Genomic DNA, 25025 nt, shown 5'->3' on the forward strand with positions numbered 1-25025 from the left:
CCGGTCGAGCGGAGCGCGACAAAAACACTTTCAAAAATTTCGGGGGAATGCGCAGGCACTCCTTTCGACTATCCTGATCACAATTTCCGGCAGGAGCGAGAATGCGTTACGAACGAGACATGCGCGGCTACGGAGCCAATCCGCCGGACCCGAAATGGCCCGGCGGGGCGCATGTCGCGGTGCAGTTCGTCGTCAATTACGAAGAGGGCGGCGAGAATTGCGTCCTGCACGGCGACAAGGCTTCGGAGGCTTTCCTGTCGGAGATCGTCGGCGCCGCGCCCTGGCCCGGCCAGCGCCACTGGAACATGGAATCGATCTACGAATACGGCGCCCGAGCCGGCTTCTGGCGATTGCTGCGCCTGTTCAGCGAGGCACAGGTGCCGATCACCTGCTATGGCGTCGCCACGGCCCTGGCGCGTTCGCCCGACCAGGTTGCGGCGATGCAGGAGGCCGGCTGGGAGATCGCTTCGCACGGGCTGAAATGGATCGACTACCGCGACCATGCGCCAGAAGACGAGCGCCGCGACATGGAAGCGGCGATCCGGCTGCATTATGAGGTCACAGGCGCGCGGCCGACCGGCTGGTACACCGGGCGCACCTCGATCAACACGGTGCGGCTGGCGGCGGAAGAGGGCGGCTTCGACTATGTGTCGGACACCTATGACGACGAACTGCCCTACTGGTTCGAGCATGTGGCACCGGACGGGTCGGCGAAGCCGCAGCTGGTCATCCCCTATACGCTCGACGCCAACGACATGCGCTTTGCCACGCCGCAAGGCTTCAACTCGGGCGACCAGTTCTTTGCCTATCTCAGGGATAGTTTCGATACGCTCTATGCCGAGGGCAAGGCAGGACGGCCGCGCATGATGAACATCGGCCTGCACTGCCGCCTCGTCGGCCGGCCGGGCCGGGTCGCGGCACTGAAGCGCTTCATCGACTACGTCAAATCGCACGACAAGGTCTGGCTGGCACGACGCATCGACATTGCAAAACACTGGCAGGAGAGGCATCCGTTCCGGTTGCCGGCGCTGCGCCCGTCGAAAATGGAATTCGAGGCCTTCGTCCACACATTCGGCGGCGTGTTCGAGCATTCGCCGTGGGTTGCCGAGCGCGCTTATGAGCTGGAGCTCGGCCCGGCGCATGACAGTGCTGGCGGCCTGCACAATGCGCTCTGCCGCGTCTTTCGCGCGGCAAGCGAGGCCGAGCGGCTTTCCGTGCTCAACGCCCACCCCGACCTTGCCGGAAAACTGGCGCAGGCCAAGCGGCTGACGGCGGAATCGTCGAGGGAACAGGCTTCGGCCGGCCTCGACGCGCTGACCGACAAGGAGCGCGAGCTGTTCGCAAAACTCAATGCCGCCTACGTCACCAGTTTCGGTTTCCCCTTCATTATTGCGGTGAAAGGCAAGACCAAGGGGGAGATCCTGGCCGAGTTCGAGGCGCGTATTGGCAACAGCCACGATGTCGAATTCGAAACCGCCTGCAGACAGGTCGAGCGCATCGCGCTGCTTCGTCTCAAGGACATGCTTCCGCAATAGGCTTTGGCTGCCGCGATAGGCCCTGGCTTCCGCAACAGGCTTGAATTTATGGATATGATGAAAATGGCCGAGCGAACCTATTATGCGCCGCAGGGCGGACATCCCGGCCAGAGCGAATTGCTGACCGGCCGCGCTGTGTTCACACAGGCCTATGCCGTCATCCCCAAGGGCGTGATGCAGGACATCGTCACCAGCGCCTTGCCGTTCTGGGATGGGACACGCGTCTGGGTGCTGTCGCGGCCGCTGTCGGGTTTTGCCGAGACGTTTTCGCAATATATCGTCGAGCTCGCGCCTGGCGGCGGCAGCGACCACCCTGAGCTTGACGCCGCCGCCGAAGGTGCGCTGTTCGTGGTCGAAGGCGAGCTAAGCGTTTCGCTTGCCGGCAAGAAACATAGCTTAAGGCCGGGCGGCTTTGCCTTCCTGCCGCCGGCGAGTGGGTGGAGGGTGCGCAATGAAAGCGGCGCCGCCGTCCGCTTCCACTGGATCCGCAAGACTTATGATGCAGTCGACGGCGTCGAGCCGCCGCAAGCGTTCTTCGTCAACGAACAGGACATCGCGCCGACGCCGATGCCGGGTACCGAAGGCCGATGGGCGACCACGCGCTTCGTCGATCCGGCCGACATGCGCCACGACATGCATGTCACCATCGTCACGCTCGAGCCGGGCGCGGTCATTCCTTTCGCCGAGACGCATGTCATGGAGCACGGGCTCTATGTGCTGGAGGGCAAGGCGGTCTATCGTCTCAACCAGGATTGGGTCGAAGTCGAGGCTGGCGATTATATGTGGCTGCGCGCCTTCTGCCCGCAGGCTTGTTATGCCGGCGGGCCAGGCAAATTCCGCTATCTCCTCTACAAGGACGTCAACCGCCACGCCAAGCTTGGCAGCGCCGGCGTCGCGAGACCTACACCATGACCCGCATCGTCGCGCGGCCGCTGACCCGCGAGAATTTCGCCGAATTCGGCGACGTCATCGATATGGGCGGCGACAACCACTATCCGATCAATGGCGGCAAGGCCGAGCGCTACCATGACCTCGCCACCGCGGAAGCACGAGGGCCGAATGCGCGCGTGCTGATCTCGATGGTGCGTGGCACGCCCTATGAGCTGCCGTTGAAGCTTACCATGGTGGAGCGCCATCCGTTTGGCAGCCAGGCCTTCATCCCGCTGTCACCACGGCCGTTCCTGGTCGTCGTCTGCCATGACGGCGAGGAGGGCCCGGGCGAGCCGCATGCCTTCATCACCGCGCCCGGGCAAGGCATCAACTATCCGCGCAATTTGTGGCACGGCGTGCTGACGCCGATCGGCGAGCCGCAGGACTTCCTGGTCGTCGACCGTGGCGGCGACGACTCCAATCTCGAAGAGTGCCATTTCTCGCACGCCTACGAGATACATCTTCCCGATGGGAGCCGGTGATGACCGACATTTCGCTGATCGACCGCCTGCTCGATGTCATAGAGCACGACATCGTGCCGAAGACGGCCGAGGGCGTCGCGCATGGCAATAAGTTGTTCGGCGCGGCGATCCTGCGCAAGGACGACCGTTCGCTGGTGCTTGCCGAAACCAACAACGAGACGGAAAACCCGCTCTGGCATGGCGAGGTGCACTGCCTGAAGCGCTTCTACGAAATGCCGAAAGCCGAGCGCGTCGACACCAGGGAGGCTATCTTCCTCGCCACCCACGAGCCCTGCTCGCTCTGTCTGTCGGCGATCACCTGGACCGGCTTCGACAATTTCTTCTATCTGTTCAGCCACGAGGACTCGCGCGACAGCTTCGACATCCCGCACGATTTGAAGATCCTGAAAGAGGTCTTCACCCTCGATCCCGGCGGCTACAATGCCGAGAATGCCTATTGGAAGAGCTTTTCGATCCGCAAATTGGTGCGCTCGCTGCCCGACCCCGAGCGCGGTCGGCTGGAAGCGCGCATCCACAGAATATCAGCGCGCTATGACGAATTGTCCGCCGCCTATCAGGCCGGCAAGGACGAAAACGACATTCCGCTGAATTGAATGCCGCAAAGTTCAATGGCTTGAATTGCCACCTTTATGGTGGCATATTGCGTTATGGAGAAACGCAGACCCACTTACGATCTTGATGCAATCAAGGCCGAGTTGGGTTCTGTCGACACGCTGGCAATCACGACGTCCGCCCTGCGGGATGCCATTGGGCTGGGCTTTGATCGCGCCGGTATAGTCGAGGTGATCGGCAGCATCACGCGGAAGATGTTTGTAAAGTCGATGACGACGTTCGCCGACCATCGTGTCTGGCAAGATGTCTATTACGTGCCAGCACGCGACCTGGTTCTCTACGTGAAATTTCAGGCGGACGTCGTGACCGAATTCACAGTCATGTCGTTCAAGGAAAAGTGACTATGGCGATGAAAGAAAATAATGGAACGAATAGCATGACCTCCCCCGAAACAGGAGAAACGCTGACGCGTGGGGTGCGTCCGTTCACTGTGACTTACAAGGGCGAGAGCATGATCGTCGACCTGCCGGGTTATTATCCCTCTTCGGGAAGTGAGGGCGTGCATGTCGGAGACGACATGACCGTCGTCGATGCAGCGCTCCGCATCCTCAAAGAAAAGATCGACGGCGTTCCGGCACCGGCCACCATCCGTCGCGTGCGCACAAAGCTCAAACTGTCGCAGCGCGAGGCAGGATCCCTGTTCAAGGTCGGCGAGAACGCTTTCGACAAATACGAACGGGGTCTGATCGAGCCGAGTGGCCCAACCATTCAGCTGATGACGCTGTTGGAAAAACACCCGGAGTTGGTGGACGAGTTGCGGTAGCCGCGCGGCCTCTCTGACAGGTCGCATAATTTGCTGCTCCAGTCGCGAATAGCGATTGAAAGTCGCCTCGCTGCGGGGCGTTATGCCCCGCATGAAAATCGTCACTGAATTCCCACGAAAGATCGTCGAATTTCCGGATATGGGGATCATCATGCCGGACGGCTGCCGGCTGTCGGCGCGGGTGTGGATGCCGGCCGATGCTGCCGACGATCCAGTGCCGGCAATCCTCGAACACCTGCCCTATCGCAAGCGCGACGGCACGATCTATCGTGATCAGCTGACGCATCCCTATTTTGCCGGCCACGGCTACGCCTCGATCCGCGTCGACATGCGCGGCAATGGCGATTCCGAAGGGCTGATGGACGACGAATATTCCGAGCAGGAATTGCAGGACGCTTGCGACGTCATCGCCTGGGCGGCGGACCAGCCCTGGTGCAACGGCAATGTCGGCATGATGGGCATTTCGTGGGGCGGCTTCAACTGCCTGCAGGTGGCGTCTAAGCAGCCGCCAGCGCTGAAGGCGGTCATCAGTCTCTGTTCGACGGTCGACCGCTATGCCGACGACATCCACTACAAGGGCGGCTGCCTGCTGATCGAGAATTTCGGCTGGGCCTCGACCATGCTGTCCTATTCGTCAAGGCCGCCGGATCCGTTGCTGGCCGGCGACAACAGATGGCGCGACCTGTGGCTGACCAGGCTGGAGAACCAGCCCTTCCTGGCACCGCTGTGGCTGAAGCACCAGCATCGCGATGCCTATTGGAAGCGCGGCTCGATCTGCGAGGACTATTCCGCCATCCATGCCGCGGTGCTGTCGATCGGCGGCTGGCATGATGGCTATCGCAATACGATTTCCCATCTCGCCGTCAATATCGAGGCGCCGGTCAAGGGCATCGTCGGCCCGTGGATCCACAAATACCCGCATTACGCCGCGCCCGAACCGCGCATCGGCTTCCTGCAGGAGGCGTTGCGCTGGTGGGACCGCTGGCTGAAGGACATCGACACCGGCGCCGAGGCCGACCCCGCCTATCGCGCCTATGTCATGGACAGCGTGCGTCCGGCGCGCTGGCATCCCGAGCGCCCGGGCCGCTGGGTCGCTGAATCGGAATGGCCGTCACCCAACATCAAGACGCAAGAGGTTGAGCTTATCGCTGAAGGCAACCACACTCTTGTCGCTTCGCCGCAAAGCTGCGGCCTCGCCGGCGGCGAATATTTCCCCTTCACCTTCGGCCCGGAACTGCCGGGTGACCAGCGCCCCGACGATGCGCTGTCGGTGTGCTTCGACCAGCCGGTGCTGACCGAAACGGTCGACATTGTCGGTGCTCCCGAAGTTGTGGTCAGGGTCTCGTCGGACCGGCGCCAGGCGAACATCGCGGTTCGGCTGTGCGACGTCCACCCGGACGGAGCATCGGAGCTGATTTCCTACGGCGTGCTCAACCTGACGCATCGCAACTCGCACGAATTTCCCGAAGCGCTGGTGCCCGGCGAAACCGTCAGCGCCCGGGTGGTGCTCGACCAATGCGCCTATCGCGCGCCGGCCGGCCACCGCTTGCGCGTTGCCATCTCCAACAGCTATTGGCCGATGATCTGGCCGTCGCCGGAGCCGGTCCGGCTGGAATTGTCGGCCGCGACATTGATGCTGCCGCTGCGCCCGCCGGCGACAAGCGATGAGGTCACCTTCCGCGCCCCCGAAAGCGCCACGCCCTGGGCAACCGAAACGGTCCGCGCCGCCAATTCCGAGCGTCATGTCGATCGCGACGAAAAGACCGGAATGATCACGCTTTCCATCGTCGACGATTTCGGTGAGGTGCGCGACCTGGAGCATGGCCTCGCCAATGGCAGCGTCGCCAGAGAGACATGGGCGATCCATCCCGACAATCCGCTGTCAGCGTCGGGCAAGACGCATTGGACCCAGACGCTGTCGCGAAATGAATGGTCGGTGCGCACCGAAACCTTCGCCGAAATGCGCTCCGACGCGCAAAGCTTCATGGTTAGCGCCAGAATTGAAGCCTATGAAGGCGAGAAACTCGTCTTCGAGCGCAACTTCGAGGAGAAAATCCCGCGCGCACTGCTTTGAGCGCTTATAGCGATTGGTCCAATTGCGACGCACGATTTACGCCACGGCATGTCGCATTCGGTCTTGCTTACCGCTTTCCCTTACGGTCATTATTCTCCCGATAGAAATGAGAAAAACGACCATAAGGTCGGACCAACAGAGTGAGGAACTCAACATGTCAAACGAACTGGAATTTCTCAGCCGGCGCGTTGCGTCCGGCAAGCTGAGCCGTCGCGATTTTCTCGGCCGGGCGGCAGCGCTCGGTGTCACCGCAACCTTCGCCAACTCGCTGCTTTCAAACGCGGCGCGTGCCGCAGGCCCGGTCAAGGGCGGCACGCTGAAGGCCGGCCTGGTCGGTGGCGAGTCCACCAACAGCCTCGATCCGGCGCTGTTTATGACGCAGGTGCCGTTCGCCTTCGGCAAGATGTGGGGCGAACTGATCGTCGAACTGTCTCCCGAAGGCAAGCTCGAGAACCGCATCGCCGAGGAGATCGGCTCGTCGGACGACGCCAAGACCTGGACGCTGAAGATCCGCGATGGCGTCGAGTTCCACAACGGCAAGAAGGTGACCGCAGAGGACGTGGCCGCCACCCTCGAACGCCATTCGGACGAGAAGTCAAAGTCCGGTGCGCTCGGTTACATGAAAGGCATCGAGAGCATCAAGGCCAGCGGCAAGGAAGTGGTGCTGACGCTGAAGGAGCCGAATGCCGACCTGCCCTACCTGCTTAGCGACTATCACCTGATCATTCAGCCGAATGGCGGCAAGGACAAGGCCGATGCCGGCATCTCGGCGGGTCCTTACAAGGTCACCACCAACGAGCCCGGCGTGCGCCATGGCGGCGAGCGCTTCGCCAATTATTGGCAGGGCGACAAGATGGGCCATGCCGACCAGATAGAGATCATCGTCATCAACGACGCCACGGCGCGTACGGCCGCCCTGCAGGGCGGCCAGGTCCACATGATCAACCGCGTCGAGCCGAAGATCGTCGATCTGATCAAACGCGTGCCCGGCGTCACCATCCGCAACCATTCGGGACCCGGCCACTACGTCTTCATCATGCACTGCAACACCGCGCCGTTCGACAACAACGATTTGCGGATGGCGTTGAAGCTGGCGATCGACCGCGAGGAGATGCTGAACAAGGTGCTGCGTGGCTATGGCTCGCTCGGCAACGACTTCCCGATCAATGCATCGTACCCGCTATTCACCGAGATCGAGCAGCGCAAATACGATCCCGACAAGGCCAAGTTCCACTACAAGAAGTCGGGCCATGACGGTGCCGTCCTGCTCCGGACGTCGGACGTCGCCTTCCCCGGTGCCGTCGATGCTGCACAGCTGTTCCAGCAGAGTGCTGCCAAGGCCGGCATCACGCTGGAGATCAAGCGCGAACCGGGCGACGGCTATTGGTCGGAAGTCTGGAACAAGCAGCCCTTCTGCGCCTCCTACTGGGGCGGACGCTCGACGCAGGACCAGATGTACTCGACTGCCTATCTGTCGACGGCCGACTGGAACGACACACGGTTCAAGCGTCCGGATTTCGACAAGATGGTGCTGGCGGCTCGCGCCGAGCTCGACGAGGCCAAGCGCAAGGCAATGTACCACGACATGGCTGTGATGGTGCGCGACGAGGGCGGCCTGATCCTGCCGATGTTCAATCAGTTTATCGACGCGACGGGCGCCAAGGTTGCCGGGTGGGTGGATGATCCGCATCAGGAGTTGATGAACGGATATGCTCTGGCGAAGTGCTGGCTCGAAGCCTGAGCCCGGCCTTGCGGATATGTCCTCACCCATCGTGAAACTGGTGGCCCAGCGCATTGCGCTGGGCATTCTGCTGCTGTTGGCCGTTTCGGTCCTGATCTTCGCCGGCACCCAGATCCTGCCCGGCGACGTCGCGCAAGCCATCCTCGGACAATCGGCGACACCGGAGTCGCTCGCCAATCTGCGCGAGCAGCTCGGCCTCAATGATCCCGCTTACATCCGTTATTTTCGCTGGCTCGGCGGCATTCTGACCGGTGATCTCGGCACGGCTATGTCGAGCGGTCAGGATATCGCAACCTCTATCAAGGGAAGGCTGTGGAACACGCTGTTCCTCGCCTTCTGGGCGGCGGTCGTCGCGGTGCCGCTGGCGATCATCCTCGGGCTGATCGCGGTGCGCTACCGCAATGGCTGGGTCGACAAGCTGATCTCGGGACTGGCGCTGGCCTCGACGTCCTTCCCGGAATTCTTCGTCGGCTATGTACTCGTCTTTTTCTTCGCGGTGCAACATCAATGGTTTCCCGCCATTTCCACTGTCTATGACGGGATGCCTTTCGGCGAACGCATTCAGGCCATCGCACTGCCGGCGGCGGCGCTGACTCTGGTGGTGCTAGCCCATATGATGCGCATGACGCGCGCCGCGATCCTCAATGTCATGCAGTCGGCCTATGTCGAAACCGCCGAACTCAAGGGGCTTTCGGCCTTCGCGGTCATCCGCAGGCATGCCTTCCCCAATGCCATTGCGCCGATCATCAACGTCGTGATGCTCAATCTCGCTTACCTGATCGTCGGCGTCGTCGTGGTCGAAGTTATCTTTGTCTATCCAGGCATGGGCCAATACCTCGTCGACCACGTCACCAAGCGTGACGTGCCGGTGGTGCAGGCGGTCGGGCTGATCTTCGCCGCCGTCTACATCAGCCTGAACATCATCGCGGACATAGCAGCGATCGTCGCCAATCCGCGCCTCAGACATCCGAAATGAGGGGGGCGGGTATGCTCGTCATCAAACGCATCCCCATCCCGGCATTGGTCGGCATCGTGCTGACGGCGCTGTTCGTGCTGGCAGCAATTTTTGCGCCGTGGATCGCGCCGCATGGCAATGCCGAGATCGTCAGTGACGTCCCTTGGGAACCGATGTCGGCGGCGCATTGGCTGGGCACCGACAATCTCGGCCGCGATCTGTTGTCGCGCATGATCTACGGCGCCCGCATCACCCTGTTCATCGCGGTGCTGGCGACCGCGCTGTCCTTCTCGCTCGGCGCCATCCTCGGCTTTTCGGCAGCGGTTTTCGGCGGCTGGTTCGACACGCTTCTGTCGCGTCTCGTCGATCTCCTGATGTCAATTCCGACACTGATCATGGCCCTTGTCGTGCTGTCGGTGCTGCCATCCAATCTCGTGACACTGATCCTGGTCATGGGCATTCTCGACTCGACCCGCGTCTACCGCCTGTCGAGGGCGGTCGCCGTCGACATCAACGTCATGGACTACGTCGAGGCGGCCAAATTGCGCGGCGAAGGCAGCGGCTGGATCATCTTCCGGGAAATCCTGCCCAATGCGCTGTCGCCGCTGGTTTCGGAACTCGGCCTGCGCTTCATCTATGCCGTACTGTTCCTGTCGACGCTGTCCTTCCTCGGGCTTGGCGTACAGCCGCCGGACGCCGATTGGGGCGGCATGGTCAAGGAAAACAAGGATGGTATCGTCTTCGGCATAGGCGCCGCCCTCATTCCGGCGGCGGCGATCGCAGCGCTGGCGATTTCCGTCAATCTCGTCGCCGACTGGGTGCTCAACCGCACGACAAGCCTGAAGGGAGGACGCGGGTAATGGCTGACAAGCAACCGAAGCCCGGGCAACCGAAGCCCGGGCAACCGAAGTCCGGCGTGCTGCTCGACATCCGCAATCTGCGCATCGAGGCCACGGTATATCCGCCGGGTGAGGCGCCGAAGAACATCGTGCTGGTGCACGATGTCTCGCTGACGCTCGAAAAGGGCAAGGTGCTCGGATTGATCGGCGAGTCCGGCGCCGGCAAATCGACCATCGGCCTGTCGTCGATGGGCTACGGCCGCGGCGGCGTGCGCATCACCGGCGGCGAGGTCATCCTCAATGGCCGCGACATCCTGAAGGGCGGCAACGAAGGGTTCCGCAAATTGCGCGGCCGCGAGGTCTGCTATGTCGCACAATCGGCGGCAGCCGCCTTCAATCCGGCGCACAGGCTGATGGACCAGGTGGTCGAGGCAGCACTCCTGCACGGCACGGCGACGCGGGCCGAAGCCGAAAAGCGCGCCGTGGCGCTGTTCAAGAAGCTCAGCCTGCCGAACCCCGAAAGCATCGGCGAGCGCTTCCCCCACCAGGTCTCGGGCGGTCAGCTGCAGCGCGTGATGACGGCAATGGCGCTGTGCTCGGAACCCGACCTGATCGTCTTCGACGAGCCGACCACGGCGCTCGACGTGACGACGCAGATCGACGTCTTGGCGGCGATCAAGGATGCCATCCGCGACACGCATGTCGCGGCGCTCTACATCACTCACGACCTTGCCGTCGTCGCCCAGGTCTCGGACGAGATCATGGTGCTGCGCCACGGCCGGCTGGTCGAATGGGGCGGCACCCGCCAGATCATCAAGGAGCCGCGCCAGGAATACACCAACGCGCTGGTTTCGGTGCATGAGATCGAACACCAGGAGCAGAAGCCTGGCACGAGCCCGTTCCTGTCGGTCAAGAACATCACCGCCGCCTATGGCCGCAGTCACATCAAGGTGCTGAAGAACGTCTCGGTCGATATTTTCCCCGGCCAGACGCTGGCGGTGGTCGGCGAGTCCGGCTCCGGCAAATCGACACTGGCGCGCGCCATCACCGGCCTCTTGCCGCCCGAACAAGGCACCGTCACCTTCGACGGACGGCCGCTCGCCAACCGGCTTGCCGACCGGCCGAAAGAGGATCTTCGCCAACTGCAGATGATCTACCAGATGGCCGACGTGGCGATGAACCCGCGCCAGACGGTCGGCACCATCATCGGCCGGCCGCTGGAATTCTATTTCGGTCTGCGCGGAAGGCAACGTGATGCCCGTGTCGCGGAACTGCTCGACAAGATCGAAATGGGCAAAGGCTATGTCGACCGCTATCCGGCCGAGCTTTCGGGCGGCCAGAAGCAGCGCGTCTGCATCGCCCGCTCGCTCGCCGCAAAGCCGAAGCTGATCATCTGCGACGAGGTGACCTCGGCGCTCGATCCGCTGGTCGCCCACGGCATACTGGAGCTGCTCCTCGGGCTGCAGAAAGAGGAAAACGTCGCCTATCTGTTCATCACCCACGACCTGGCCACGGTCAAGTCGATCGCCGATTCAATCGCCGTGATGTATCGCGGCGAAGTGGTGCGCTACGGCGCCAAGAGCACCGTGCTGACGCCACCCTTCGATGCCTACACCGATCTTTTGCTATCGTCGGTGCCAGAAATGGAGATCGGCTGGCTAGAGAAAGCGATCAAGGGACGGCGCATGGCCAGCGCGGGGAACTAGCGGGCCGCCCTTTGCGCCCGACGATCCTGTCCGGGCGTGGATTGAACGGCAGGCCCGCCCTGACTTTCCGATCAAGCCGCATGGAGGCGCCCTTGGCGCTCAACACAAAACTATTGCTCATCATCCTCGACGGCGTGCCTTACCGGAACTGGCGACGGCTGATGGGCAATCTCGAAGGCTGGGTGCAATCAGGCGAAGCCCGCGTATGGAAAATGCGCTCCGTGCTGCCGTCGACCTCGGCATCCTGCTATGCCTCGATCCACACCGGCGTGCCGCCCCAAGTGCACGGTATCCTGTCGAACGAGAACCGGTTTCGGGTCGAACAGCCGGACATCTTTTCCCAAGTCAGCAGGGCCGGCGGCAAGACCGGTGCGGTCACCCACTCCTACTGGTCCGAATTCTTCCGGGCCTATCCGTTCGACCTGGTCGAGGACATGGAGTTCGACCAGCCGGGCAGGCCGATCAGCCATGGCCGGTTCCACACCATGACCGGCTACAATGCCAGGAACCAGATGACGCCGAGCGACGTCGACCTGTTCGCGACGTTGACCATGCTGACCAGGCGCTACGGCATCGACTACGGCATCCTGCACAGCTGTACTCTGGACTCGATGGGCCACCGCTTCGGCCATGACTGCCACGAGATGGATCATGCCGTCTATGCAATGGACGCCATGCTCGCCGGCTTTCTGCCAGGCTGGCGGGAAGCCGGCTACGAGGTGATCGTCACCGCCGATCATGGCCAGACCGATCGCGGCCATCATGGCGGCCACGACGAGGAGATGCAGGATTTCGCACTTTACTACTTCGGATCCGGCGAGGGTCCGGAAGCCAATACGCTGCTCGATCAGCTGCAGCTCGCGCCGACGGTGCTTGCGCGCCTCGGCGTGCCGGTGCCGGCGACAATGAAGGCAAAGCCGTTCCTGAGCTGAGCGCGCGCCCTCTTCTCCCTCTGGCAACGCTCCCGCTCTTCAGTTAGCCTCCGCAAATATACGGGCGGATGCGGTGAACCTTTTTGGGCCGATCAGCGACAGAGCAGGCAGGAGCCAGGCGGCTCGACCGGCGATGACGGCCGCGGAGACCGATCGCGCGCTTGTCGAGCGGGTCGCGAAAGGCGACCGTGCCGCCGTGCGGCTCCTGTTCATGCGCCACCACGCGCGGGTCTACCGCTTCGTGGCACGCCAGACGGGATCGGAACTGATGGCCGACGATATCGCGAACGAGGTGTTCCTCGAACTCTGGCGGCAGGCACCGGCCTTCGAGGGGCGCTCGGAGGTCTCGACATGGCTGCTCGGCATTGCCCGCTTCAAGGCGCTGTCCCTGCTGCGCAAGAAGAAGGAAGACTGGATCGACGACGATGACGCGGCCCAGGTCGCCGACGGCGCCGACACGCCGGAAGTCGTGACGATGAAGGAAGACAAGGCCGCCGCCTTGCGACGCTTTATCGATGCCATGCCGGAAGAGCACCGCACGGTGATCGACCTTGCCTATTATCACGGGCAATCGGTGAGCGAGATCGGCGAGGTACTCGGCATCCCGGTCGCAACCGTCAAGACCAGGATGTTCTACGCCCGCAAGAAACTCGGCGAAGCCCTCAAGGCCGCCGGTTACGACAGGGGGTGGCCATGAGCGCCGCTGAAAAAATGTCACGCCGCGACGAAATGGAAATGCTGCTGCCGTTTTATCTGAACGGCTCGCTGGAGGGCACCGAGCTCGAAGCCATCGAGGAATGGCTGGCGAGCGATCCGGCGGCGATGGCCGCACTAGGCGAGGCCGAGGCCGAATTCTCCGGCACCGCTGCCGCAAACGAGGCAATCCGCCCGCCGGCCGATGCGCTCAGCCGCTTTGCCAAGGCGCTCGACGCCGAGGCCGGCCCGTCCCGCGCGCCTGCGGCATCGTCCTGGCTGGCGCAAGCCTGGAGCCGCTTCATGGCGGTGCCCGCCGGCGTCGCCTGGGCCGCGGCCGCGGTGCTGCTGGCCCTGGTCGTAGCGCAATCCTTTGTGCAGACCGGCAACAGAGGTGGCGATTTCGAGATTGCCGGATCGGAGGACGATCTGGCCAAAATGCCGTTTGCCCTTGTGAAGTTCAAACCGGATGCGAAGCTGTCCGACATCATCGCTTTTCTCGACCAGAACCAGTTGAAGATCGCCGGCGGGCCGACCGCCGACGGTGTCTTCCGCCTCGGCGTTCCGGCCAAGACCGCCGCCGACTATCAGAAGCTGCTTGGCCTTATTGCCGCCCAGCCTTTCACCGAAGCTGCGCTGGAGGGAAGGAAACCGGCTGATGGCGGCTAAGGCGGTCATTCGATTGACGGCAGCGATGACAATCTTCGCCGCGTCCGCAATGGCGCAGACCAATGACCCGAACCTCACCCAGGCTGAGATCGACTGCCTGAACCGGGGAAATGCTGCCAACGCCGACTGCGCCAAGGATGGCGGCGCCGTGAAGGATGGCGGCAAAGCGCTGGCTCCTGGAATAACGGGCGCGGTGTTTCTTCCGGACTTGATTTTCGACCTGTTCCCCAATCCTGCCGTAGTCACCGAGGCGCCTATACCTCCTGGCAATACTGCAACCCCACCCGCCGTCGCGCCGGCAATACAGGCTGCCGCGCCGGGCGGTCCGGTCGTAGCACCCACCGATCTTGTCGCAACCGAGCCGCCGCGCGCCGTGATCGGCGATTTCGTGCCCGACGAGGTGCTGGTCACGGTCAATGGCGATGCCGGCGCGGTCCAGCAGATCGCGGCCTCGTTCGGCCTCGAGATACGCTCGCAGCGGCAGTCGCGGCTGCTCGGCAACACGCTGGTGCGCTTCGGCATTCCCGATGGCCGCCCGGTCGGCGTCGTGCTGGCGCAACTTGCCGCCGACGGCCGTACTTTGCGGCGTGAGGCCAACCACGTCTACTCGCTGCAGCAGGCGGCCAGCATCGTCAATTATGCGTTCGAGCGCATTGCGCTCGATGCCGACAAAGCCAGCGGCGAGAATGTGCGCGTCGGCGTCATCGACACCGGCATCGATGACGGCAATCCGGCGCTCTCCGGCGTCATCGCCGGGCAGTTCGATGCCATGCCCGACGTGCCGATCAAGGCGCGCGACCACGGCACTTCGGTCGATGGACTGATTGCCGGCACCGGCGCGTTCAAAGGCATGGCGCGGGTGCCAGGATCTATCACGCCCGCGCCTTCGAGGGCGGCAAGTCGACCATGGACGTCATCCTTTCGGCGCTCGACTGGGCGGCGAAGCAGGATGTCCGCATCATCAATATGAGCTTCGTCGGTCCGAAGAACGACCTGCTCGGCATCGCCTGCCGCAATGCGCGCGCGTTTGGCATCGTGCTGGTTGCGGCCGCCGGCAATAACGGACCGAAGGCGCCCTATGGTTATCCGGCCGCCTTCGACGGCGTGATGGCGGTGACGGCCACCGATGCCAAGGACGGGCTGATGCCGCAGGCCAATCGCGGCGCCTATGTCTTCATCTCCGCTCCCGGCGTCGAGATGGTGGCGCCGAGCGGCGCCGGCTCGGACGTGGTGACCGGGACGTCCTTCGCCGCAGCGATCGTGACCGGCGCCGTCGCCAACCTGTTCCATGCCGCACCCGACCGTTCGGCCGACTGGGTCGAGAAAGCACTTGCCGTCACCGCAAGGGATCTCGGCGCGAAGGGGCGGGACAATGATTTCGGCTTTGGCCTGCTGAATACCAAGGCGGCCGAGGCGGCGAAGGAATAGCCCGCTCAAGTCGCGTTTTGCTGAGGACGTAGCAGAAAATAGAATGCGGCGATGTGCGTTATCATCAGCAGCGGTACGTAGATGATCGGGATCGCGTAGGTGGCGCCCAGTTCGCCTGCGCGTGCAGGAAGGCCGATCTGAATGGCGTGGTAATAGTCGACGATGAGGTCGACCGTCCCTGCGACATTGAAGGCGACGACCAACGGCCAGAAGAGCGGGCGTATCCTCACCGTGAGCAGCGCCAGCATGGCCAGCACGCCAGTCGCGAAATCGCCGTAGGCGGCGAATACGGCGAAGTCGGTGGGCAGATTGGGGCTTACGACACCTGGAACCATGAAGACGAGCCCGAAGAAGCGGAAGCTGTGCAGCGTGGCGATGGCGCGTTGCGCCGCGACCCGGTCCATCGACCTGAGCCACGGCAAACCGTACGCGCCGAAGCAAAGCAGCCACGCGACATAGCCGAGAGCAAGATGGGTTTGGAACACCATTTCCGTGGACATTTGGCCTTCTCTCAACAGTTGATTCACGCGGCTTTAAGCCCGCTACCGCAATTCGACTATCCGGTGTAATCACAACAACCTATGAAGCAGAACTACACAGTCCGACATGGTGCGCTGGAGGGCATCGAGGCGTTCCTGGCCGTCGCCAGGCGCCGTAACTTCCGCCGTGCCGCCGCCGATCTCGGCGTGACGCCATCCGCCGTGAGCCAAGCGGTGCGCGCGCTGGAAGCCCGCCTGGGCACGCCGCTGTTCGTCCGCACGACGCGGAGCGTTGGTTTAACCGAGCCTGGCCAGCGATTCCTCGACCGGGCCGGCCCTGCATTCGAGGAGATCGTCGCGGCCGGCGAGGCTGCCCGCGATATCGGCCAGCGGCCGACCGGTCTGCTGCGCCTGTCTGTGCCCCGCGCCATCGTGCCGCTGATGCTGGAGCCGCTGCTCGCGTCGTTCTGCCAAGCCTATCCTGAGATCGAACTGGAGATCGCCGTGAGCGACCAGATGGTCGATCTGGCGACCGGCGGGTTCGATGCCGGTATCCGCCTCGGCCAGCTCATCGCCGCCGACATGGTCGCGGTGCGGCTGACCCCGCCGTTCTCGTTCGTGGTCGTCGGCAGCCCTGACTATCTCGAGCGCTACGGCCGTCCCGAGCGTGTCGACGACTTGCGCCACCATGCCTGCTTACGCTTGCGCCGCTCGAATGGCGCTATCGCGCCCTGGTCCTTCATCGACGGCAACGGCGCAATCGAAGCGGTCGTCTCAGGCCCGCTGATTGCGCACGACTATTCGACATTGGTCGGGGCTGCGATGCGGGGCGTTGGGCTGGCGCAGACACCGCGACCACTCGCCGAAGGTCTGATAGCCGAAGGAAAACTCCAGTCGGTGCTGGACAGCGTCGCCACGACGACGCCGGGTGTCTTCCTTTATCATCCCGGCAAGCGCCAAGTCCTGCCGAAGCTGCGCGCCTTCATCGATCACCTCAAATCCGCGGCCTGAGACCAGGACGCACTCGCTGGTGCTGGCCAACAGCCGCCAAGAGTCGACCTCGGCCGTTCAGAGTGATTGCCTCTAGGCCGGCGCGCCGGCGACCGATCCCCTGACCACCAGGTCGACCGGCCAGACTTCGCCGCGAGCGCCCTCCTCCAGGCCGGAAATCCGCGCCGCCAGCCGTTCGGCGATGCGCGCGCCGGCGAGGCGGATCGACGAACGCGTCGTCGACAATGGCACCGAAAAATTTTCCGGCTTCAGCCAGGGAAAGACGTCGTCATGGGCGATCAGCGACAGGTCGCCCGGAATGGTCAGGCCGAGATCGCGCACCGCGCGCACCACGCCGAGCGCCATGATCAGGCTGGAGCAGGCGATCGCCGTCGGCGCGTCGCTTTGTTCCAGCAAGCGCCGGGCGGCGCGGTAGCCGTTCTCCTCGGTCATGGTGAGCGAACAGACATGCTGATCACGAAGCACCAGGCCGCTCGCCGCAAGCGCGCGGCGCACGCCGCGCTCGCGATGGATGGCGAAGGTCTCGCGATCGTCGCCATTGATCAGCGCCAGACGCCTATGACCGAGCTGAACGAGTAGCCGCGCCGCCTCGTGGAAGGCGCCCTCATTGTCGATGTCGGTGAACGGATAGTCGAAATCGAAGCCTTCGCTGCGGCCATGGACGATGAAAGGAATGCCGAGCGTATTGACCAGCGCCACCCGCCGGTCGGCCGGCCTCGGCGACGAGATATAGACCGCGTCGACCTGCCGGTTGGCGACAATGCGGCGGTACGTCGTCTCCTGGTCGTCGGCATCGGCCGGTGACAGCACCAGGTCGAGCTCGTGCGAACGCGCATAGTCGCCGAGGCCGGACAGGAACTCGACGAAATGCGGGTCGATGTCGACGGTCGTCCCCGTCGGCAGCACATAGCCGATCATGCCGGTCTTGCCGGTCGCCAGCCGGCGGGCGCTCGGATTGGGGCGATAGCCGTGACGCTTGGCGGCATCGACCACCCGCCGGCGCGTTTCCTCGTTGACTTCCGGGTAGCCGTTCAATGCGCGGCTGACCGTGGTCTGCGAAAGCGCCAGCACATGGGAGAGCTGCTTGAGGTTCACCGGAGGCCTCCAAACCTCAAAGCGCTTTTAATCTGAATCGAGCTGGCTGCTACGAACCGCGTTGCCGAGCGCACTGACCATACGCACGGTTCGGACCGGTTTGAAGCCGAATTTGCTGCTGCACCGCCAGAAAACTGTGCTGCAGCGCACTTTCGCTGGCACTCGACCGCAGAAATTAAATCGATTAGCTTGACTTCCTCTTGACTCGCGATCAATTCAGTGGCGAGATCAAAATCACCAAAGCGCTTTGGAAGACTCTACGAAAGGTTGCAGTTCCTTTCCGACTGAGTCACAGTCCTGCAGCGCCGGCGGACGGAATGGAGGTTTCGTTCGGTGTTTGTCACCACTGGGAGGGAATACCGATGAAGAAAATGCTTCTGCTGGGCGCTGCGTTTGCCACGCTTGCGCTCGCCATGCCGGCGCAAGCCGAATTGAAGTTCAAGCCGGGCGAAGATCCCCGTTTCAACTGGGCGAACTACGAAGAGCTCAAGAAAGTCGACCTCAAGGGCGAGACGCTGACGATCTTCGGACCGTGGCGCGGCGAGGACGAAGGGCTTATCCGCACCGTCCTCGATTACTTCTCCGAAGCCACCGGCGCCGAGATCAAGTACTCCTCGTCGGAGAATTACGAGCAGCAGATCGTCATCGACACGCAGGCCGGCAGCCCGCCCAACATTGCCGTGCTGCCGCAGCCGGGCCTGATCCAGGATCTGGCATCGAAGGGCCTTTTGACGCCGCTCGGCGACGACACGGCCAACTGGGTCAAGGACAATTACGGCGCCGGCCAATCCTGGGTCGACCTCGGCACGTTCAAGGACAAGGACGGCAAGCCCGGCTTCTTCGCCTTTCCGTATAAGGCCGACGTGAAGTCGCTGGTCTGGTACTCGCCGGACAATTTCGAGGAAGCGGGCTACAAGGTGCCGAAGACGCAGGAAGAGCTTGCCGAGCTCGAAAAGAAGATCATCGCCGACGGCGGCACGCCATGGTGCATCGGGCTTGGTTCGGGCGGCGCCACCGGCTGGCCGGCGACCGACTGGGTCGAAGACATCATGCTGCGCACCCAGACGCCCGAGACCTACGACAAATGGGTTAAGAACGAAATTCCGTTCAACGATCCGGCAGTGGTCAACGCCATCGACATTTTCGGCAAGATCGCGACCGACGACAAGATGGTCGAGGGCGGCGCCAAGGCGGTTGCGGCGACCGATTTCCGTGACAGCCCGAAGGGCCTCTTCTCGGTGCCGCCGAAATGCTATCTGCACCACCAGGCATCGTTCATCCCGACCTTCTTCCCGCAAGGCACCAAGATCGGCGAGGATGCCGACTTCTTCTATTACCCGCCCTACGCCTCCAAGCCCGAGCTCGGCACTCCGGTGCTCGGCGCCGGCACGCTGGCCATGATCACTAAAGATAGCAAGAGTGCCCGCGCGTTCATCGAATTCCTGAAGCTGCCGCTCGCTCATGAGATCTGGATGGCACAGGGCGGCTTCGTGACGCCGTTCAAGTCGGTCAACAAGGACGCCTATGCTAGCGACGCGCTGAAGAAGCAGGGCGAGATCCTGGCCAACGCCTCGACCTTCCGCTTCGACGGGTCCGACCTGATGCCGGGCAAGATCGGCGCCGGTGCGTTCTGGACCGGCATGATCGACCTGGTCGGCGGCAAGTCCGCCCAGGACGTCGCCACTGACATCCAGAAAAGCTGGGACGCGATCAAGTAAGCGGCCGGCTTGAGTTCCCAATGTGATGTGGTCCGGGCCTCAAACGGCCCGGACCTTATCCGGTGTTGGCGTCGCGTCGATTGTCGTGAGCACAACGCATTCCGGCATGACGCGCGCCCAGTGACCTGCTTTCCGGCTGGTCGCGCTCCAGACAACTGAATCGGCGCATGATCCCGTCGCCAAAAGCCATTCTCGACTGGCGGATCCGTGCGCAGGGGGAGGGACCCATGGCGGCTCAGATTTTTTCGGCGATATTCGTCATCATCATCGGCGTGGGCGGCTGCGTCGCCTATTTCTGGGGCGCCAACAAGGCACTCGACACGATCTTTCCGGCGCGCGGCGTTTCCGGCAAGGCGGCGATTAACAATCTGCGCCGGCAGGGGGTGATCCGACCCTGGCTGTTCGTCGGCCCGGCGATGATCATCCTCACCATCTACCTGATCTACCCGGTGGTGGAGACACTGAGGCTGTCGTTCCTCGATCGCGGCGGCGCCCATTTCGTCGGCTTGGCCAACTATCAATGGGCGTTCGGCGACCGCGAGTTCCGCAACTCGATCCTCAACAACATCATCTGGCTGGCGGTGGTGCCGGCCGCCTGCACCTTCCTCGGGCTGATCATCGCCGTGCTCACCGACAAGATCTGGTGGGGCACCATCGCCAAGAGCCTGATCTTCCTGCCGCTGGCGATCTCGTTCGTCGGCGCCAGCGTCATCTGGAAATTCATCTACGAATATCGCGGCGACGGGCAGACGCAGATCGGTCTGCTCAACGCCATCATCCAGTATTTCGGCGGCCAGCCGCAGGTCTGGATCTCGCTGCCGTTCTGGAACAACTTCTTCCTGATGGTCATCCTGATCTGGATCCAGACCGGCTTTGCCATGGTCATCCTGTCGTCGGCCTTGCGCGGCATTCCGGAAGAGACGCTGGAAGCCGCCGTCATCGACGGCGCCAACCCTTTCCAGATCTTCTGGAAGATCATGGTGCCGCAGATCTGGGGCACCATCGCCGTGGTCTGGACCACCATCACCATCCTGGTGCTGAAGGTTTTCGACATCGTGCTGACCATGACCAACGGCCAGTGGAACAGCCAGGTGTTGGCCAATCTGATGTTCGACTGGATGTTCCGCGGCGGCGGCGATTTCGGCCGCGGCGCCACCATCGCTATCATCATCATGATCGCGGTCATTCCGATCATGGTCTGGAACATCCGCCAGGCGAACAAAGAGACGGAAGGACATTGAGATGGCCGCGTCGACCGGAAAGTCCTTTGTCAGCCGTTTCGGCGTCCATATCGCCGTCTTCATCTTCGTTGCGATCTGGACGATCCCGACGCTCGGCATTCTGGTCTCGTCGCTGCGCGACAAGGATCAGATCATCGCTTCGGGCTGGTGGAACTCGTTCACCAGTTCCAGCCAGACGGAAGCCGGACGGCTGCCGCCCGCGTCGGCGCAGGTCGAGAAGGACGGCAAGTTCGTTCTGCAAGGCAATATTTTCGGCGACGGTCCGGCCCGCAACATCAGCGCCTTCGGCGTCAAATCGGCAGCGCCGACGCAATATCCCGCCGGCACGACAGCCGATCTCGGCGACGGCGTGACCCTGCAGCTCAATGCCGACGGCAGTTTCGTCATGACCTCGCCGAAGGCTTTCGAAGGCGAGCGCGGCCAGCGTGTCTATTACGCCTCGTCGGCGCCGCCGAAATTCACCACCGACAATTACGACACGGTGCTGTTTTCGGAAGGCATTGGCCGCTCCTTCATGAACTCGCTGACCGTCACCATTCCGGCGACCGTCATTCCAATCCTGATCGCCGCGTTCGCCGCCTACGCGCTGGCCTGGATGCGCTTTCCCGGCCGGGCCCTGCTCATCGCCGTCATCATCGGCCTCCTGGTCGTGCCGCTGCAGATGTCGCTGATCCCGCTGTTGAAGCTCTATAACGGCGTCGGCAGCTTCTTCGGCGTGCCGTCGAAGACCTATCTCGGCATCTGGCTGGCGCATACCGGCTTCGGCCTGCCTTTCGCCATCTATCTTCTGAGGAGCTATATCGCCGGCCTGCCACGCGAGATCATGGAGTCGGCGCGTATCGACGGCGCCAGCGATTTCGAGATCTTCGTCAAGATCGTGCTGCCATTGTCGTTCCCGGTGCTGGCCTCGTTCGCCATCTTCCAGTTTCTCTGGGTGTGGAACGATCTGCTGGTGGCGATGGTTTTCCTTGGTACCGAGGGCGACCAGATCGTGCTTACCGCCAAGCTCAATGCGTTGCTCGGCTCGCGCGGCGGCGACTGGGAGATCCTGACGACATCGGCCTTCGTCACCATCATCGTGCCGCTGATCGTGTTCTTCTCGCTGCAGCGCTATTTCGTCCGCGGGCTGCTTGCCGGCTCGGTGAAAGGAGGTTGAGATCATGCAATCCGCTTTGAAGGCCACCCCGAAGCCAGATCTCGCTATAGATCGCGACTGGTGGCGAGGTGCCGTGATCTACCAGATCTACCCGCGCAGCTATCAGGATTCGAACGGCGACGGCATCGGCGACCTCAGGGGCATGATCGGCCGGCTGGCCTACATCGCCTCGCTCGGTGTCGACGCCATCTGGATCTCGCCATTCTTCAAATCGCCGATGAAGGATTTTGGCTACGACGTGTCGGATTATTGCGACGTCGATCCGATGTTCGGCACGCTGGCCGACTTCGACGCGCTGACCGCAGAGGCGCACCGGCTTGGCCTCAAGGTGATGATCGACGAGGTGCTGTCGCACACCGCCGACATCCATCCCTGGTTCAAGGAAAGCCGGTCGAGCCGGAGCAATCCAAAAGCCGACTGGTATGTCTGGGCGGATGCCAAGCCGGACGGCACGCCGCCCAATAACTGGCTGTCGATCTTCGGCGGCTCGGCCTGGCAGTGGGACACCAGCCGCCAGCAATATTACCTGCATAATTTCCTGGCCGAGCAGCCCGACCTCAATTTCCACAGCCGCGCGGTCCAGGACGCGCTGCTCGACGTCACCCGCTTCTGGCTGGAGCGCGGCGTCGACGGCTTCCGCCTCGATACCATCAATTTCTATTTCCACAGCCAAGGCTTGGAAGACAATCCGCCGCTGCCGCCCGAGCAGCGCAACGACCAGACGGCGCCGGCCGTCAACCCCTACAACTACCAGGACCATCTCTACGACAAGAGCCGGCCTGAAAACCTCGGCTTCCTCGAACGCTTCCGCGCCTTGCTCGACGAATACCCGGCGACGGCCGCGGTTGGCGAGGTCGGCGATTCGCAGCGTGGGCTGGAAGTGGTGGCGGCCTATACGGCCGGCGGCAAGCGCGTGCATATGTGTTACTCCTTCGACTTCCTGGCGCCGGAGAAGATCAGCGCGGCAAAGGTACGCTCGGTGCTGGAAACCTTCGGCAAGGTGGCCAGCGACGGCTGGTCGTGCTGGGCCTTCTCCAACCATGACGTGATGCGTCCCGCCTCGCGCTGGGCAGCCGGCGAGCCCGACCCGACCGCCTACCTCAAGGTCATCTCGGCGCTGCTGATGTCGTTGCGCGGCTCGGTCTGTATCTATCAGGGCGAGGAGCTCGGGCTCAGCGAGGCCGAGCTCAGCTTCGAGGATCTGCAGGACCCATACGGCATCCGCTTCTGGCCCGAATTCAAGGGACGCGACGGCTGCCGTACGCCGATGGTTTGGGACGGCGCTGCCCGCAATGGCGGCTTCTCGACGGCAAAGCCCTGGCTGCCGGTGCCCAGCAAGCACCTTGCGCAAGCCGTCAATGTGCAGCAAGGCGACGACGGCTCGCTGCTCGAGCACTACCGGCGCTTCCTGGCTTTCCGCCGCGCTCATCCGGCACTGGCCAAGGGTGATATCGAGTTCATCGAAAGCGAGGGCGACACCGTCGCCTTCACCCGCCGTGAAGGCAACGAGCAGATCGTCTGCGCCTTCAATCTCGGAGCAAAGCCGGCCGAAGTCGATCTTGGCGGCCGCTCATTGCAGCCCTTGCCGGGACACGGGTTTTCGGGACAGACTGGCGCCGGCACTATCCGCCTCGGCGGCTACGGCGCCTGGTTCGGGCGTATCGACTGAATTCAAGGAAGAACTGGAGGGTACCATGGCCGATGTCACGCTAAGGCAAGTGAGGAAATCATATGGCAATCTCAACATTCTGCACGGCGTCGACCTCGACATAAAGTCGGGCGAATTCATCGTCTTCGTCGGTCCGTCTGGTTGCGGCAAGTCGACCTTGCTGCGCTGCATCGCCGGGCTGGAGGAGATCACATCGGGCGAGCTCAAGATCGACGGCGAGATCGTCAACGACGTGCCGCCGTCAAAGCGCGGCATCGCCATGGTGTTCCAGTCCTATGCGCTTTATCCGCACATGACCGTCTACGACAACATGGCCTTCTCGATGAAGATCGGCAAGGAAAGCAAGGCCGAGATCGACAAGCGGGTGCGCCAGGCGGCCGAGATCCTGCAGCTGACCAAATATCTCGACCGCCTGCCCAAGGCGATGTCGGGCGGCCAGCGCCAGCGCGTCGCCATCGGTCGCGCCATCGTGCGCAATCCCAAGGTCTTCCTGTTCGACGAGCCGCTATCCAACCTCGACGCGGCGCTGCGCGTCGCCACCCGCATCGAGATCGCCAAGCTCAAGGAGTCGATGCCGGCCACAACGATGATCTACGTCACCCACGACCAGGTCGAGGCGATGACGCTGGCCGACCGCATCGTGGTGCTGAAGGAAGGCCATATCGAACAGGTCGGCACGCCGATGGAGCTCTACAAGCGGCCCGGCAATCTGTTCGTCGCCCAGTTCATCGGCTCGCCGGCGATGAACATCCTGCCGGCGACGATCGACAAGACCGGCAACCCGACGGTCGTCAGCCATGTTGGCGGCCGCAAGGCGACGGTGCCGATCGCAACGCCTGCCTCGGCGAAAGGCGCTGCGGTGAGCTTCGGGGTGCGGCCGGAGGATCTGATGATTGCCACCGGCGCCGACTATTTGTTCGAAGGGACGGTCGATTACGTCGAGCAGCTCGGCGAGGTCCAGCTCGTCTATGTCGACATCGGCCGCGCCGACCTGCCGCTGGTGACCAAGCTGCCGGGCAATGTCGAGGTCAAGCGCGGGGCGACGCTGCGGCTGACGGCGGACGCCGGCGACCTGCATATTTTCGACGCGGACGGGCGCTCTTTCGCGCTCCATGAAGCAGAAGCAAAGGCGGCTTGAAGCAGGCGTTCTTCCGCCATGCAAAAAACAAGAGCGGCGGGGATGGCCCGCCGGTGGTGTGGGGGATTGCCGGTCGGGCGTTTTAGGCGGTGTAGGTTTGAAGGGCCGCCCCCCCCCTCTACCGGCTTGGTTTGTAGCCAATAAGGACCGGAAACCCGT

Annotated in this window: 22 protein-coding genes and 1 pseudogene; 21 read left to right on the forward strand and 2 right to left on the reverse strand. The window is 62.9% G+C overall.

The window, feature by feature from the left end:
* The first annotated feature begins 101 nt into the window (after positions 1 to 101).
* The 15 genes and pseudogenes from puuE (at position 102) to NKJ23_RS18125 (ending at position 15359) form a co-directional block, all read left to right on the forward strand.
* Entirely contained in the window at positions 102 to 1535 is a 1434-nt protein-coding gene (puuE, locus tag NKJ23_RS18055) for an allantoinase PuuE (RefSeq protein WP_352681480.1), read from the forward strand.
* Positions 1536 to 1598: 63 nt separating this feature from the next.
* Positions 1599 to 2447: a bifunctional allantoicase/(S)-ureidoglycine aminohydrolase gene (locus NKJ23_RS18060; protein WP_502902546.1), complete on the forward strand. Its 849-nt coding sequence runs from the start codon at positions 1599 to 1601 to the stop codon at positions 2445 to 2447.
* Positions 2444 to 2947 carry an ureidoglycolate lyase gene (locus tag NKJ23_RS18065; protein WP_352568400.1) on the forward strand — a complete coding sequence of 168 codons (504 nt, stop codon included), beginning with the start codon at positions 2444 to 2446 and terminating at the stop codon, positions 2945 to 2947. The genes NKJ23_RS18060 and NKJ23_RS18065 overlap by 4 nt, the downstream gene beginning before the upstream one ends.
* Positions 2947 to 3540: a nucleoside deaminase gene (locus NKJ23_RS18070; RefSeq protein WP_352681485.1), complete on the forward strand. Its 594-nt coding sequence runs from the start codon at positions 2947 to 2949 to the stop codon at positions 3538 to 3540. The genes NKJ23_RS18065 and NKJ23_RS18070 overlap by 1 nt, the downstream gene beginning before the upstream one ends.
* A gap of 54 nt (positions 3541 to 3594) precedes the next feature.
* Positions 3595 to 3900 carry a type II toxin-antitoxin system MqsR family toxin gene (locus NKJ23_RS18075; protein WP_352614345.1) on the forward strand — a complete coding sequence of 102 codons (306 nt, stop codon included), beginning with the start codon at positions 3595 to 3597 and terminating at the stop codon, positions 3898 to 3900.
* A gap of 2 nt (positions 3901 to 3902) precedes the next feature.
* Positions 3903 to 4322, forward strand: coding sequence for a type II toxin-antitoxin system MqsA family antitoxin (locus NKJ23_RS18080; protein WP_352614344.1), 420 nt, complete (start codon positions 3903 to 3905; stop codon positions 4320 to 4322).
* A 91-nt stretch (positions 4323 to 4413) separates the two neighbouring features.
* The gene (locus NKJ23_RS18085) at positions 4414 to 6396 is read left to right on the forward strand and encodes a CocE/NonD family hydrolase (protein ID WP_352681487.1); all 1983 of its coding nucleotides are present in this window, start codon (positions 4414 to 4416) and stop codon (positions 6394 to 6396) included.
* A gap of 154 nt (positions 6397 to 6550) precedes the next feature.
* Positions 6551 to 8137 carry an ABC transporter substrate-binding protein gene (locus NKJ23_RS18090; protein ID WP_352681489.1) on the forward strand — a complete coding sequence of 529 codons (1587 nt, stop codon included), beginning with the start codon at positions 6551 to 6553 and terminating at the stop codon, positions 8135 to 8137.
* Positions 8138 to 8153: 16 nt separating this feature from the next.
* Entirely contained in the window at positions 8154 to 9113 is a 960-nt protein-coding gene (locus NKJ23_RS18095) for an ABC transporter permease (RefSeq protein ID WP_352681491.1), read from the forward strand.
* Between the two features lie 11 nt (positions 9114 to 9124).
* Positions 9125 to 9952, forward strand: coding sequence for an ABC transporter permease (locus tag NKJ23_RS18100; protein WP_352452240.1), 828 nt, complete (start codon positions 9125 to 9127; stop codon positions 9950 to 9952).
* Entirely contained in the window at positions 9952 to 11637 is a 1686-nt protein-coding gene (locus tag NKJ23_RS18105; protein WP_352681493.1) for an ABC transporter ATP-binding protein, read from the forward strand. The genes NKJ23_RS18100 and NKJ23_RS18105 overlap by 1 nt, the downstream gene beginning before the upstream one ends.
* A 92-nt stretch (positions 11638 to 11729) precedes the next feature.
* Entirely contained in the window at positions 11730 to 12569 is an 840-nt protein-coding gene (locus NKJ23_RS18110; RefSeq protein WP_352681495.1) for an alkaline phosphatase family protein, read from the forward strand.
* 133 nt (positions 12570 to 12702) lie between these two features.
* The gene (locus NKJ23_RS18115; protein WP_352452243.1) at positions 12703 to 13266 is read left to right on the forward strand and encodes a sigma-70 family RNA polymerase sigma factor; all 564 of its coding nucleotides are present in this window, start codon (positions 12703 to 12705) and stop codon (positions 13264 to 13266) included.
* On the forward strand, positions 13263 to 13931 hold the full coding sequence (locus NKJ23_RS18120; RefSeq protein ID WP_352590901.1) for an anti-sigma factor: 669 nt from the start codon (positions 13263 to 13265) through the stop codon (positions 13929 to 13931). The genes NKJ23_RS18115 and NKJ23_RS18120 overlap by 4 nt, the downstream gene beginning before the upstream one ends.
* Positions 13921 to 15359, forward strand: a pseudogene (locus NKJ23_RS18125) (S8 family serine peptidase). Before NKJ23_RS18120 ends, NKJ23_RS18125 begins: the two are co-directional and overlap by 11 nt.
* A gap of 5 nt (positions 15360 to 15364) precedes the next feature.
* Here NKJ23_RS18125 and NKJ23_RS18130 read toward each other — a convergent pair.
* On the reverse strand, positions 15365 to 15859 hold the full coding sequence (locus tag NKJ23_RS18130; protein ID WP_352591039.1) for a DUF8737 domain-containing protein: 495 nt from the start codon (positions 15857 to 15859) through the stop codon (positions 15365 to 15367).
* An 81-nt stretch (positions 15860 to 15940) separates the two neighbouring features.
* On the opposite strand from NKJ23_RS18130, the gene NKJ23_RS18135 reads away from it, so the two are divergent.
* On the forward strand, positions 15941 to 16849 hold the full coding sequence (locus NKJ23_RS18135; protein ID WP_352590895.1) for a LysR family transcriptional regulator: 909 nt from the start codon (positions 15941 to 15943) through the stop codon (positions 16847 to 16849).
* A 72-nt stretch (positions 16850 to 16921) separates the two neighbouring features.
* On the opposite strand, the gene NKJ23_RS18140 is transcribed toward NKJ23_RS18135, so the two are convergent.
* Positions 16922 to 17944 (reverse strand): substrate-binding domain-containing protein, encoded by a 1023-nt coding sequence (locus tag NKJ23_RS18140; RefSeq protein WP_352590892.1) that lies wholly within the window; start codon positions 17942 to 17944, stop codon positions 16922 to 16924.
* Between the two features lie 362 nt (positions 17945 to 18306).
* Between NKJ23_RS18140 and NKJ23_RS18145 the strand changes: the two genes are divergently transcribed.
* The 5 genes from NKJ23_RS18145 (at position 18307) to NKJ23_RS18165 (ending at position 24866) form a co-directional block, all read left to right on the forward strand.
* Entirely contained in the window at positions 18307 to 19662 is a 1356-nt protein-coding gene (locus NKJ23_RS18145) for an ABC transporter substrate-binding protein (RefSeq protein WP_352452249.1), read from the forward strand.
* A 227-nt stretch (positions 19663 to 19889) separates the two neighbouring features.
* Complete coding sequence (locus NKJ23_RS18150; RefSeq protein WP_023680221.1) at positions 19890 to 20903, forward strand: carbohydrate ABC transporter permease; 1014 nt, start codon at positions 19890 to 19892, stop codon at positions 20901 to 20903.
* 1 nt (position 20904) lies between these two features.
* Entirely contained in the window at positions 20905 to 22059 is a 1155-nt protein-coding gene (locus NKJ23_RS18155; RefSeq protein ID WP_352681498.1) for a carbohydrate ABC transporter permease, read from the forward strand.
* 4 nt (positions 22060 to 22063) lie between these two features.
* Positions 22064 to 23728 carry a beta-galactosidase BglA gene (bglA, locus tag NKJ23_RS18160; protein WP_352590886.1) on the forward strand — a complete coding sequence of 555 codons (1665 nt, stop codon included), beginning with the start codon at positions 22064 to 22066 and terminating at the stop codon, positions 23726 to 23728.
* Between the two features lie 25 nt (positions 23729 to 23753).
* Positions 23754 to 24866, forward strand: coding sequence for an ABC transporter ATP-binding protein (locus NKJ23_RS18165; RefSeq protein ID WP_023680224.1), 1113 nt, complete (start codon positions 23754 to 23756; stop codon positions 24864 to 24866).
* The last annotated feature ends 159 nt before the right edge of the window (positions 24867 to 25025 follow it).

It is taken from the genome of Mesorhizobium sp. M0184, from assembly GCF_040322215.1.
Lineage (GTDB): Bacteria > Pseudomonadota > Alphaproteobacteria > Rhizobiales > Rhizobiaceae > Mesorhizobium.